This is a genomic window from Streptomyces sp. 2114.4 (assembly GCF_900187385.1).
In the GTDB taxonomy this organism is placed as follows: Bacteria; Actinomycetota; Actinomycetes; order Streptomycetales; family Streptomycetaceae; genus Streptomyces; species Streptomyces mooreae.
In genome coordinates this window covers 496,645-509,113 of sequence record NZ_FYEY01000001.1, presented here as the reverse complement: position 1 = coordinate 509,113, position 12,469 = coordinate 496,645, and the positions used below count along the sequence as shown (strand labels likewise).

The 12,469-nt window shown below is 69.5% G+C and carries 12 protein-coding genes; 8 read left to right on the top strand and 4 right to left on the bottom strand.

Going from position 1 to position 12,469, the window contains the following annotated elements; translation table 11 throughout:
• The first annotated feature begins 18 nt into the window (after positions 1-18).
• Together CFW40_RS02225 and CFW40_RS02220 are read left to right on the top strand one after the other, a co-directional pair.
• Positions 19-222 carry an MbtH family NRPS accessory protein gene (locus CFW40_RS02225; protein ID WP_088796130.1) on the top strand — a complete coding sequence of 68 codons (204 nt, stop codon included), beginning with the start codon at positions 19-21 and terminating at the stop codon, positions 220-222.
• A gap of 828 nt (positions 223-1,050) precedes the next feature.
• Positions 1,051-1,605 (top strand): GNAT family N-acetyltransferase, encoded by a 555-nt coding sequence (locus CFW40_RS02220; protein WP_088796129.1) that lies wholly within the window; start codon positions 1,051-1,053, stop codon positions 1,603-1,605.
• Between the two features lie 145 nt (positions 1,606-1,750).
• On the opposite strand, the gene CFW40_RS02215 is transcribed toward CFW40_RS02220, so the two are convergent.
• Positions 1,751-2,506, bottom strand: a complete 756-nt coding sequence (locus CFW40_RS02215) for a dienelactone hydrolase family protein (protein ID WP_088796128.1) — start codon at positions 2,504-2,506, stop codon at positions 1,751-1,753.
• Positions 2,507-2,895: 389 nt separating this feature from the next.
• On the opposite strand from CFW40_RS02215, the gene CFW40_RS02210 reads away from it, so the two are divergent.
• A complete protein-coding gene (locus tag CFW40_RS02210; protein WP_176956598.1) occupies positions 2,896-3,381 on the top strand; it encodes a hypothetical protein in 486 nt (161 codons plus the stop codon).
• 123 nt (positions 3,382-3,504) lie between these two features.
• Here CFW40_RS02210 and CFW40_RS02205 read toward each other — a convergent pair whose 3' ends face one another.
• Positions 3,505-4,035, bottom strand: a complete 531-nt coding sequence (locus CFW40_RS02205; protein WP_088796127.1) for a hypothetical protein — start codon at positions 4,033-4,035, stop codon at positions 3,505-3,507.
• 358 nt (positions 4,036-4,393) lie between these two features.
• Between CFW40_RS02205 and CFW40_RS02200 the strand changes: the two genes are divergently transcribed.
• On the top strand, positions 4,394-5,596 hold the full coding sequence (locus tag CFW40_RS02200) for a hypothetical protein (protein ID WP_256331632.1): 1,203 nt from the start codon (positions 4,394-4,396) through the stop codon (positions 5,594-5,596).
• A gap of 127 nt (positions 5,597-5,723) precedes the next feature.
• Here CFW40_RS02200 and CFW40_RS02195 read toward each other — a convergent pair whose 3' ends face one another.
• Positions 5,724-6,518, bottom strand: a complete 795-nt coding sequence (locus tag CFW40_RS02195) for an SDR family oxidoreductase (RefSeq protein ID WP_176956600.1) — start codon at positions 6,516-6,518, stop codon at positions 5,724-5,726.
• Positions 6,519-6,745: 227 nt separating this feature from the next.
• Between CFW40_RS02195 and CFW40_RS02190 the strand changes: the two genes are divergently transcribed.
• Positions 6,746-7,270 carry a MarR family winged helix-turn-helix transcriptional regulator gene (locus tag CFW40_RS02190; protein WP_088796126.1) on the top strand — a complete coding sequence of 175 codons (525 nt, stop codon included), beginning with the start codon at positions 6,746-6,748 and terminating at the stop codon, positions 7,268-7,270.
• Between the two features lie 45 nt (positions 7,271-7,315).
• Here the strand turns inward: CFW40_RS02190 and CFW40_RS02185 are convergent, their stop codons facing one another.
• Positions 7,316-8,773: an MFS transporter gene (locus CFW40_RS02185; RefSeq protein WP_371127210.1), complete on the bottom strand. Its 1,458-nt coding sequence runs from the start codon at positions 8,771-8,773 to the stop codon at positions 7,316-7,318.
• A 42-nt stretch (positions 8,774-8,815) separates the two neighbouring features.
• On the opposite strand from CFW40_RS02185, the gene CFW40_RS37775 reads away from it, so the two are divergent.
• The 3 genes from CFW40_RS37775 to CFW40_RS02170 all read left to right on the top strand — a co-directional run bounded on the left by CFW40_RS37775 (position 8,816) and on the right by CFW40_RS02170 (position 11,554).
• Positions 8,816-9,658: a GNAT family N-acetyltransferase gene (locus CFW40_RS37775; protein ID WP_306427419.1), complete on the top strand. Its 843-nt coding sequence runs from the start codon at positions 8,816-8,818 to the stop codon at positions 9,656-9,658.
• On the top strand, positions 9,546-10,016 hold the full coding sequence (locus CFW40_RS02175) for an FABP family protein (RefSeq protein ID WP_256332135.1): 471 nt from the start codon (positions 9,546-9,548) through the stop codon (positions 10,014-10,016). Before CFW40_RS37775 ends, CFW40_RS02175 begins: the two co-directional genes overlap by 113 nt.
• 431 nt (positions 10,017-10,447) lie before the next feature.
• Positions 10,448-11,554, top strand: coding sequence for a glycosyltransferase (locus CFW40_RS02170; RefSeq protein WP_256331633.1), 1,107 nt, complete (start codon positions 10,448-10,450; stop codon positions 11,552-11,554).
• The last annotated feature ends 915 nt before the right edge of the window (positions 11,555-12,469 follow it).

Sequence of the window (12,469 nt, the reverse complement as noted above, 5' to 3'; positions counted from 1 at the left end):
ATGATGGGAGAGCGTGACATGGACGAGAACGCCCGCTACCAGGTGCTGCGCAACGACGAGGACCAGTACTCGCTGTGGCTGGCCGACCTGGAGGTCCCCGACGGCTGGCACGCCGTGGGCAAGGAGGGCACCCAGGACGAGTGCTCCGCCTACGTCGACGAGGTCTGGACCGACATGCGCCCCCGCAGCCTGCGCGAGCGCATGGACCGCGCCGCCTCCTGACCGATCCGTCCCGCAGGGCCACGGCTGACCGCCGCGCGCCCTGCCCCTTCCCGCATCACCCTCCGTGCGGGCCGCGAACACGAGTCACCGGCCGACGCGGCCCGCACGGCCCGTTCACCGCCTTCCCCTTGCGGCCGCACCTTTCGCGGGCGTTGAGCCGCCGCGCCTGCCGCGCGCCGCGCCGCGAACTGCGCCGCCGCCCGCCGCGCCGTCTTCCGAGTCGCCGGGCCGCCCCGCGGCCTTCCACACCGCCCGGCCGTCGAAAAACCCTCGCTGCTCACCGCCGGCGAAAACGATTTCCCGGCGGCTGCTTCCCATTTCCCCTGGTAGCAGCCCTGCGGCAGGCATCCCGTTGTCTACGGTAAATGGCAGGGTACGCCTTAATTACCTGTCATATCGGATTTGGCGCCAGGTAGTGACGATAGGGCGTTATTACGCTATACCAGTGACATGCGCCGCACAGGCCGGATGCCTGAGAGCGGAGTTCAAGACTTTTTTCGGGGTGAGGGAACTGCGGATCGCGGGGGACTTTCTCAGTGGCCGGTCCGTGACATGGACCGGTTTTGCCTGGCCGGAGCGTCGGGCACCGCTCCGTTCCGCCATCGGGCCACGGCGGACGACGGCATGACGGGGTAACTTCCGCCGCACGGCGCGGAGTTCGCACGAGATCACGCACTTTCACACATGCCCGGACATGGCATGCGCCGCGCCCGCCTCACGACCGGCGCATTCCCGGAAGTCGGCCCCTCCGTTCCGCGCCGACATTGCCTTTCACCTCACCTCACTCACCCGGATCACTTGTGCATTCCCATGAGAAGGGACCCTGAAATGACCCCGATCCTGCGCACCGACCGACTGATTCTTGCGCCCTACCGGCCCGAGGACGAGGAGGTCTTCGTGGCGCTGCTCGGTGACGAAGAGGTCTGCCGCTGGATGGGCCAAGACCGCGTACCCGAAGAACAGATCCGGGTCATATTCCAAGCGATTCTCAACGAGATCTATGCCAAGAACCTGTTCGATGTATGGGCTGTGTGGTCCCAGGGCGTCTACGTGGGCCACGCGGAGATCAAGAAAACCGGCAACGTCGACGGCTACGAGATGATCGCCGCACTGGTCAAGGAGAGCCGGGGCAGGGGGGTGGGCAATGAGTTGGTACGCGGTCTGCTGCGCTACGCCGCCGACACCCTGCAGCTCAACGAGGTCTACGGAATGGTGGGCGCCGAAAATGCCGCCAGTCTGGCGCTGGGCAAAAAGCTGGGGTTCACCCACGTCCGCGATGTCGTCGCGGAAGACGGCACGGTGACGAAGATGCTGGTCCTGCCCACCGGAAACAACCGGCACCCCGACCCCGGCGCAAGTCCGGCCGCAGTCCCGGTGGCCTGACCGGGGCCCTCCCGAGCGAAGGTTCCGCACACGGACCGGACCACAAGCCAGAGGCCGCCAGACCGCCAGACCGCCAGACCGGCAGACCGGCAGGCCGGTAAACGGGCAGGCCGGTGGCTGTCCGGCCGCCGGCCCGCCCGTGGTGTCAGAGACAGCGCCCGAAGAGCTCCAGCATGCTGCGCCAGTGACGTGCGTCCGCCTCGGCGTTGTACGCGGCGGTGTCGGCCTGCGTATAGCCGTGGTCGGCACCTTCGTACAGCTCGCTGCGGTAGCGCACACCCGCGGTGTCCAGAGTCTGCTCCAGGGCCTTGATCTGGTCGGTCGGCATCGAATGATCGTGGTCGGCGTGGCCGAAGTACAGCTCAGCCGTGATGCGGTCGGCGAGCCGGTGCGGACTGTCCTCGGCGTCGGTGACCAGGCGGCCGGCGTGGAAGGCGGCCGCGGCGCCGATGCGGTCGGGATGGGCCGCGGCGGTGCGGACGGCGAGGACCCCGCCCATGCAGTAACCGGTGGTGCCCATCGGGCCGTCAGTGACCTGCGGGGAGGCGGTCAGCCAGTCGAGGTAGGCTCCGGCGTCCCGCATCGCCAGGTCCGGAGTGAGGGTCTGCATCACCGGGAAAAGCTGCGCGAAGATCTCCGGCCGCTGGGAGGGATCGATGAAGTCCGGCAGCTCCACCACCGGGGCGCGTCCGGCGCGGTAGAAGACATTGGGCACCAGCACCGTGTAGCCGTGTCCGGCCAGGCGCCTGGCCATCTCCTCCAGCGACGGCCGCAGTCCGAAGGCGTCCATGTACAGCAGGACACCGGGGTGGGGCTCGCCGTCGTCGGGACGGGCGAGATAGGCATCGGCGATGCCGTCCGGAGTGGGGAGGTCCAGGGCGCCACCGTGCACGCTCGTCATGTCCGCACCTTTCATCGGGTTCCGGGCGACCCGCAAGGCGCCGCCTGCCCGCCGGCCGACACGCCGGCAGACTCCCCACAGTAGCCAACCGCGCGAAAAGGAGTCCTTCGACGAGACCGCAGGTCACGCTTGAGGAGACCAAAGGGCACTCCCGACGAGACAGCAGGTCAATCCTGAGGAGACCGTATGCCACGCTCCCGGCGGGACGCTCCTTCGCCGAAGGCAACAACAGACCCGCTTCCACACTGTCCCGCACCACCGCACCACCGCACCACCGCACCGTCGGCCCCCTGCCACTGTCGATCTGTCAGGAGCTCACCACGGAAGCCCCTCAAGTCTGTGCACGCCCGTACAAGTCCCTTACGTTTCCCCCGTGTTGGAATCCAAGCATGGCCACTACCGCCCCTGATCCCGTGCCGTCGTCCCGGAACGAGCCCCTGAGCCGGCCGCGAGCCGAGGTCGAACGGCTGTGTGGCGAAGCGACGCGGCAGAAGGACCTGGCGCACCGCAGGGCCGAGTTCTGGGTCAAGACCGATATCGCGCTGGGCTTTCCCGCGGCTCTCCTCGCCGGCGTCTCCGGCGCCGCCGGCCTGGCGTCGGCGGACGCCCGCGTGCCCGCGGCGTTGGTGGCTCTGGCCGCGGCGGGTTGCGCGGCGGGCGCCGGCTTCCTCCGGAGCGACAGCAGACGTCTGGCCAACAAACGCGCCCGGCAGGCATGGGCTTTCGTCGAGGCCAGGGCCCGCATGAAACTGGCGCAGGACCGCGTACTCCCCGAAGACCTCGCCGAGGTCCTGGACAGCCGCCAAGCAGCGCTGGCGGCCTACGAAGGAGAAGATCCCCCACCCGGCCCGACACCGACGGCCACCCCGGGCTGACGTAGGAAGCCGCCGGCCCCGCAGCCGACGCAGCACGCCTCGCCGGCTGCGGGAGGCCCACAGAACGCTCTACGGAACGCGCTGCCGATCGAAGCGGCACCACCTGGCGGCACCACCTGGCCTTCAGGCACCGGCATCCCGTTCGGCCAGTTTCTTGAGGGTCAGTAGCTGCTTGCGCATCATGATGAGATCGCCCCAGGCCAGGAGCCTGCGGCGCAGTCTGCGGGGGAGTGGCCCCTCGGCCTCCGCAGCGACTTTCACCACCAGGCGGCAGCCCTCTCCGAGCGGGGTCAGGGTGTAGCTCACCGCCATCTGGCCGTGCCGTTCGGCGAGTTGGCCCGGCAGCACACCGGTGATGTGCGTCCCGGTCTCGAAGCCCGCGATCTCGAACACGAGGAACGGCTGCCCCAGGGCCAGTTCCGGCAGTCCCTGGACGAGCGTGCGCGGACTCTTCCGTCCGCGGAAATCGATCCAGTCGTAGCTGTACGGCGCGAGGGTCAACTGCCGCAGCCAACGGAAGACGAGACCGGGCGGCGCCGCCACGTCCACGGCCCGGACCCACCCCTCGGCAGGCCCCGCCACCAGAGGATCACAGGGATACCGCGCTCCCTGCTCCGTAGCCGTGGCGCCCCAGACCTTCCCGGTCAAGTCCATGCCATGACTCTACTGAGTGCTCCCTCTCCACGTAGCGCGGAGTGCGGCCTTGCGTTCCTGGCGGCTGTTCCGGCAGGGGGAGACGGGGCCGTGCGCTGTCTGTCTCTGATGAACTACGTTGATCATGCACGGACCGGCACCGGGGCGTCGCGTGCGGGATAAGGCTGCCTGTCGGCAAGGGCGGTTCAGCGACGTCCGCCCGGCCGGCGCGCCCCAGGCGGCGCCGGTGGGGGAAGACGGCCGGCGATGACGTCACCAGAATCGGAGCACAGCAATGCGGTACGAGTCGTCCGCGCAGCCTGACACGCGCGGTACGCCGTCCCTCGCGAGGCCGACCTCGCGTCGTTGGCTGCTGGGAGTGTCCGGCGCGGCCCTCCTCACAGCGGCTTGCAATCCCAAGGAGAGTAAGCAGGCGAGTGGCGAGGGGAGTGCGCAGACGAATGCGCAGACGAATGCGCAGAGCGGCAGCGCACCCATCGGCGAGGCGCCGAACGGCGCACTCGGGGTGAACTTCAACGAGGATCCCTCCGACATGGATTTCGCCCAGGTGAGGGCCCTTTCGGCGAAGTGGGTGCGCGGCTTCGTCCCGATGACGGACGACCTCGACACGCACCCCCCGGCCCACCAGCAATCCATCGCCAGGCTGCTTGACGCGAGCGGGAAAGGCTTCCGGACGATCCTCTCCCTGAAGTTCCCCTTCCTGACCCTCGGGCAGTCGCTTCCCAAGGCGGGCAGCAAGGAGATGGCAACGCAGCTGAAGCGCGTGGACCGGGTGCTGGACGCTGTCATGGGGAAGATGGACATCCTCACCATCGGCAACGAGCCCTTCCTCGAGACCAGGAAAGACGAGCGCGACGCGCGCCTCAATGTGTTCTACGAGCACGTCGCCGAGCACGTCATCGACTACCGCAGGAAGAAGTTCCCGCACGGCTGCAGGACCCGCCTGTACATGGGGGCTCTCAATCGCCTCGACACGAAGGAGGGGCGTACGCCGGCCACCGAGCGGTGGGTCACCTTCGTCAACAGGAAGCCGGAGCTGGAAGGCCTCGACATCCATCCGCACGTCGACTCCCTGGAGGCGGCCGGCAAGTACGTCCAGTACGTCGTGTCCCGCCTGGACAAGAACAAGAAGTTTCTCGCCACGGAGTTCTCCCTGGTACAGCTCTGGGAACAGCACATGGGCGACAAGATCCCGGCGGCCTACGCAGAGAAGTACAAGGTGCCCCCGAACACCCGCGTGTGGCAGGTGATCGGCAACGCCATCGAGAAGCCCTTCCCCCAGAAGAGGTGGGACGACTTCCTCGCGATGAGTCCGTGGTTCGCGCCCCACAAGGACTATCTGACGCAGCAGCTGCAGATGTTCCGGGAGACCGGGAAGCTCGCGGTGGCGACCTACGGGGTGACGCAGATCGAATCCATGCAGACGGGCTGGGGCGCTCACAAGAAGCCGTGGATTCTCAACCCCCTGTACGCGAACCGCACCGTCCGGAAGGAAAACGGAAGGGTCGGGCGGACCACCGTCTGGTTCGACTCGTTCCGCGCCCTGCAGGATTCCCACTGAAACGACGTTGCGGCGGACGACCTGATCCGCATGACGCACCAGGCCCACAGCAACACATCGAGACAGGGCATGCCGCGCCCGGAAGTACTCGGGCGCGGCGCTCGGCCGTGACGGCCGGTGGTGGCGCTCAGCGTTGGTGGCGCTGGGCCTGGGCGATCTGCTGAACGAGGGAAGCGGGCGAAGCCCTGCGCTGGGCGGCAGCGGCCAGGGTGGGGAAGAGTCCGCCGATGGCGCTGCCCAGGCGTAGTTCGAGGGGTGCCACATTGACCTCGGCTCGGTTGCGTTCGATCGCCTTGAGGGCGCCGGCCGCGACCTGTTCGGGGCTGACGGTACGTATGCCGGCGGGCGGTGTGGCGCCGGTGTCGGCGAACATTCCCGCATCACGGACGAAGCCGGGTTGTACGAGCGACACGCCCACCCCCGTGCCGTGCAGATCCTGGCGCAAGGCGTGGGCGAAGCCGCGCAGACCGAACTTCGCGGCGCTGTAGAGCGAGGTGGAAGGGGAGGAGGTCCGGCCCGAGATCGAGCCGATCATGACCAGGTGGCCGCGGCCGGCGGCCACCATGTGCGGTGCCAGGAGCCGGGCCAGCAGGAGAGGTGCGCGCAGGTTCACCTCCAGCGACCGGTCGATCTGCCGTGGTGTGTAGTCGAGCAGGGGGCCGCTGGCGGGCAGGGCGGCGTTGGCGATCAAGATGTCGACGGGCCCGGCCCGTTCGGCGAGATCTTCGACCGCCTCGCGGTCGCTCAGATCCGCGACCAGCGGCCGGGCACCCAAGGACGTTTCGAGTTGCTGGAGCGCATCGGCGCGCCGGCCGGTGACCACCAGGTGGGCACCTCTGGCCGCGAGGGCCCGGGCCAGCGCATTGCCGATGCCTCCGCTGGCGCCGGTCAGCAGAACGGTCGAGCCATTGATGTTCCGCACGTTGCCCTCCGATACTGTTCGTTCGAACGGACAGTAGTGGAGGGTGGGTTGATCCGCGAGACCAAGCAGCAGGTGGCAGGTCACCGGCGTACCCCTTCGCGGTGGCGGAAGAGCCTCACCCGAGCCGGTCGCCAACTGCTCCACACGCGACGGCCATTGCTGTCAAAACGGGGCCTCAAGGCTGGCCGAGTGAGTGGGCAGCGTTCGAAGGACGATAGAAAGGGGGGATGGCCGAGCGTGAAGCCCCTGCGCGGGACGTGAATGATGTGGACGCGGTGACCCGTGCGGTGCTCACGGCGTCGAGACTGCTGGTCGCGGTGTCCGCCCGTTCGCTTGCGGCGGTCGAGGAGCGCGTGACGCTGCCGCAGTTCCGGATGCTGATGGTTCTCTCCACGCGTGGAGCCACCAAATTGGTCGTCCTCGCGGAACTGCTCCAGGTTGCCCCTTCGACCGCGATGCGCATGGTGGACCGGCTCATCACGGCCGGCCTGGCAGACCGGCAGATCACCCCCGGCAATCGTCGCGAGACCTTGCTGACGCTCACGGAGGAGGGGCGTCGCACCGTTGAGGATGTCACTCGCCGACGCCGCGCCGAGATCAGTGAGATCGTCGAACGGCTGGCCCCCGGTGAGCGGGCCGCTCTCATCAAGGCGTTGACCGCTCTTAACGAGGCGGGTGGTGAGCCGCCCGCGCATGATCTGGAGCTGCATCCGCTGGGGTGGACCGACGCCTCGACGCAGCGCGCTGACTGAGGCCGGTGGAACCGGAACGGCGACCTACCGATTGCCGACTGCCGACTACCGGCTCCGACGCAGCCGGGCATGCCCTTTGCTCCTCTGGGACTTTCCGGGCTTTGCCGGTACGCACCGCCACGCGAGGCCTGCGGCGGCCAGGTAGGCGAGCGCGCCAATGGCCATGCTCAGGCGTGTTCCCGCGTTGTAGTCGGCGGCGGTGGCGAGCAAGGTGCCGCCGAGTGCAACCCCGGTGGCGCTGCCGATCTGGCGGGTGGTGTTGAACAGCGCGGAGGCGGTTCCCGTGTACGCCTCAGGCGCGGCGCCCATCACGGTGGAGGTCGAGCCGGTGAGGGCGAAGGAGGTGCCGAAGCCCGCGGCCATCATCGGGAGCACCAGCAGCGGGTAGGCCGGGGCGGCTCCCGCCGCGGCCCAGCCCGCCAGCCCCAGGGCCGCCAGAAGCATGCCGCAGACCACCAGCGGACGATCGCCCGTGGTGCGGGTCAGCCGCCCGGACAGGACGGAGGCGAACATGGTCATCGCCACGGCCGGGAAGAGGGCAGCGCCGGTGCCGAGGGCGCTGTAGCCGCGCTGGTGCTGGAAATCCAGGCTGGCGGTGAACACCATGCCGTAGAAACCGAAGTTGAACAGCAGGCCGATCAGGGCTCCGCCGCTCATCGCACGAGACCGCAGCAGGCGCGGCGGCAGGGCGGGAGACCGGGCCAGCCGCTCGCGCGCCACCAGTGCCGCGACCGCCGTGGCGGACAGGCCCAGCCCCGCGAGAACGGCCGGGTCGGACCAGCCACGACGTCCGGCCTCGTTGAGGGCGGCCGTCAGCAGTGCCACCGCCGCCACGACGAGGCCTTGCGCCGGCCAGTCCAGGACCCGGCCGGCGCGGCGGGGCGAGGGTGCCACCTGCCGCAGCGTCAGTACCAGACAGGCCAGGCCAACGGGCAGATTGATCAGGAATACCCATCGCCAGCCCGCGGTGGAGACCAGCAGTCCACCCAGCAACGGCCCGGCGGACGCCGCGATACCCGCCATCGACCCCCATAGCCCGAAGGCCCGTGAGCGTGCGGCGGCTGCCGGGTAGGCCTGCTGGAGCAGTGCCAGGGAACCGGGCACGATCAGCGCCGCGCCGAGCCCTTCCACCAGCCGGGCGACAATCAGGAACGGGGCACTCGGCGCGAGCGCGCACGCGGCCGAGGACCCGGTGAACACGGCCACGCCCGTGCAGAAGACGCGACGGTTCCCCAGCCGGTCGCCCAGCGCCCCGCCGGTCAGCAGAAACCCGGCGAAAACCAGGGTGTACCCGTCGGTGATCCACTGAATGCCGGTGAGCGAGGCCGACAGCTCCCGGCCTACCACCGGCACGGCGACGTTGATGATCGTCACGTCCAGGATCACCATGAAATACCCGGCGCACACCGCCAGCAGGGGCGCCAAGGGCTGCCGCCCGGACTCCGGGGCCCGCTCCGGAGCAGGCACGGCCCCGCCGCCCTCGGCTGCCGCCGCGCACATCATGTCGACCACCCCATCCATCCCATCTGCGGGGAATTGCCCGAGGTGAACCGTAAGGTGCACAGGGCGCATCGTGCGGGATCCAGGCGGACGCGGACGGCTTACGGCCGGGAACACGGGTGGGCGAGCGGGCCCGGCCGCCGGCCCGAATCTCGCGAGGCCGGGCTGGTGCCGGAGTCGGACACCGTGCTCGTCCATGACCGGGCCGGGTGTCTGGCTGCCCGCGCCCGGGTGGACCGGCGCTCCGCGGTCGACGTGCACCCGGAGCACCGGGGCCGGGGCCTGGGCGCGGGGCTTCTCGACTGGGCGCAGGCGCGGGCGCGGCAGGCCGGTGTGGACGGCATCGTGCAGACCGTGCCGGACGCGGATTCCGGAGCCGTCGCGCTGTTGCGCTCGCGCGGGTACGAGCCGCTGGTGACGGCCTGGCTGCTGGAGTTCGCCATGCCGGTCGAGCCCTCGGTGCCCCAGCCGCCGACGGGCGTGGTGGTACGGCCCTTCCGCGTCGGCGACGGGCCCGCCACGCACGTCCTCGTCCAGGACGCGTTCGACGAGTGGACACACTCGGACACCGGCGCGCTCGACCTGTATCTACGGGTGGGCATGACGGTCCGGCACAGCTCCACGGTCTTCCGCAAAGACCTGCGTGCCTGGCTAGGCTGCCCCCGGAACCAGCCTCGACAGCCTCGGCCCAGGAGCACCCCACATGTTCGACCACGCACAGAAGCCCCCGTACCCCGACGCCCTTCGACCGGACGAAGCACCGGCGCCGCACGCCCTGCTCGCTCCGGTGGTCGGGCTCCTGGGCACCTGGGCCGGACAGGGACGCGGCGAGTACCCGACGCTCGACGAGCAGTTCACCTACGCGCAGGAAGTCACCTTCAGCCATGACGGGCGTCCCTTCCTCCACTACGAGGCACGTGCCTGGCTGCTCGACCCGGACGGCACCCCGCTGCGCCCGTCGGCCAGGGAGAGCGGCTGGTGGCGGCTGCAGCCTGAAGGGCGGGTGGAAGCACTGATCACCCAGCCCACCGGCATCGCGGAGATCTCGGTCGGCCGCGCCGACGGCAGTACGGTCGACCTCTCCACCCACGAGGTGGCTCTCACCCCCACCGCCAAGGAGGTCACCGCCACCCGCCGCCGCTACACACTCACCGACAAGGACACCCTCACCTTCGTCCACGACCTCGCAGCGGTCGGCCGGCCGCTGCAACACCACCTGTCCGCGCAGCTTCGACGGCGGGGCTGACACACGCCGGCCGACCACCAGGCTCGCTTCGGCTCATCGGTCCGGCTCTCTGCCGTCCACCGATCTGCTCGAAGCCCGCTGATTCGAGGGGGCGAGTCGCCCGCGTACTGGTGACGTCCAGGGGCGGCAAGCTGTGGCCCCGGCGTTCCCTTTCAGCGTTCCAGGCGACGCGTATATCCGCTGGTCATGGCTGGTTCGGATGTTCCCGTATCCCGAACTTCCCGTCGCTGGTGGCAGCTGGGACGGATCACACCGCAGGCTCAGAGCCGCCTCGGCAACGAGCAGCCGGACCACCGAGGCACATAACGGCGCAGCACGGCCGATGCGGCCGAAGGCTGCTGTCCCACCCGGGCGTTGACCCGATGAAAAGAGCTGGGAGTGTCCTGGTGGCTTTACGGATAGCGATCACCGCTGAACCGATACCTTCGCACGTGTCCGCGCTGGACTACGTCACCTGCCCGGCCCGGGAGCAGGGCCACCAGGTCACGCTCCATGCTCCCCTCATGTTCCGCCGCGAAGCCCGGCGGCGCGGGGTGGAGTTCCGTGTCGCCGGTACGAACTGGACGTGCGATCCCGGCGTCCAACAGGCGGCGAGCGAGGTCTGGCAGAGGTACGGAAACGCCTCCTTCAACCGGTACGTCTTCGGCCACCTCTGGCCCGAGCAGGCCGAGGCGAAGGTCCATGACCTGCTCACCTCGTGGACACAGGAGCCGCCCGATCTGGTGATCGCCGAGTGCAGCGACCTCGGTGCGCACCTCGCGGCCAGGGCCTTGCAACTGCCCCTGCTCGCAGCGGACAACGGCCTCGGGCCGGTGCTCCTGAATCTCTGGGACACCCGGATCGCGCCCGTGCTGCTTCCCCTCTACAAGCAGCACGAGCAGGACACCCCCACGCTCCCCCCGATGCTCACCCCCGCACCGGTCCACTGGTTCTACGAGACGCCCCCGCCCTCGGCGCGCGCGGTCCGACGCACCGTCGCGGACTTCCGCACCGTCCTCCCTGAGTGTCGGGCCTCCTCCTTCCGACCGTCGCGCCCGCTCGTCTACGTGAGCCTCGGCACCCTGACCACCGCGATGCCCGGCCTGCGCGTCACCGTCGAGAACGTATACAAGGAGATCATGGCCGCACTCCGTGCAATCGACTGCGACGCCATCGTGTCCGCGGGAGCTCTCGCGCAGCACCTGGCGAGCGCGAACCCTCACATCAAGGTCGTCGAACACGTCCCACAGCCCGCCCTGCTGCACCGGGCCGACCTGTTCGTGACGCACGGAGGCAGAGCGTCCCTGCTCGACGCGGTGCAGGGGGCAACGCCCGTCCTGGGGCTGGGTGTTCTCGCCGATCAGCCCGACAACGCCGCCGCGTTCTCCCGCCGTGGCCTGGGTCGGGCGCTGGACATCACGGCGAGCCGCGGCGAGATCGCCGACGCCCTGACGGAGCTCCTGGGCACCTCGCGCTACGGCGCCGCCATGAGCGCGGCCGGGTCCGAGCTGCGTCAGCTGCCGCCCCTGGACCTCACGGAAATACGGGACAGTCTCTAGGTGAGGCGCCGACGCCCCCTTGGCGCCGGCCTGCCACTGACCCGCACCGGACCCAAGGCCGGAACCGGACCCAGGGCCGGAACCGGAACCAGGGCCGGAACCGGACCCAGGGCCGGAACCGGCCCCCGGAACTGAACCCGGTGCCGGCCCGAAGCAAGCCGACCATCCGCACGCCCGGGAGCCCGCGCCCGGGAGTCCGCACCAGGGAGTCCGCGCACAGGATCCCGCACCCGGAATCCGCGCCCGAAGGCCGCCCGCAGTCCCACGGAGACCGCGCAAGGGCCCCTCGTCAACCGCACTGCTCACCCGGCCGGCCTCCCCGGTCTCACCGGCCTCCCTCGGACCGTGCACCGATGTCGGAACGGAAACCTCCGAATCGGGTCGCGCGCCGGTGCGGTACCCCTCCCTGCCGGACTGTACGGTCTGCGTGCCGTCGCTGCACCGGCCTGTCGCGTGGCCACGGTTGGCACCTGACCTGGGGCGGTGGCCGTCGGGCGGCTCCTTCTCCGTTTCCTCTCTCCCCGCGCGTGTGCTCGCTGATGGCAGGGGAGCCGACAAACAGCGGGCCCCTCGCCTCCCCGACCTGACACCTGTGCGGCGTCCTACACGGAATTTGAGTCGGACTCGCCGTTTCGAGTGATCCGGTGCTCCGTTTGACGCCTGTGCTTCTGCGAGGTGGTTCATTCGGTGCTGGGCTGGCGCCAGAAGCCGCCGCCAGCCGTGCGCCGGCTGCCTTCGGCGTGCCCTTGTTCCTTTCCCGCATCCCACTCCAGGTCCCTTTCCACGTCCTGCGTGTCAGGAGCCGGATTCGCCCTCGTGTGAAGCCCGTTGATGCTCCGAAGCACCGAAGCACCGAAGCACCGAAGCACCGAAGCACCGAAGCACCGAAACACCGAAGCACCGAAGCACCGAAGC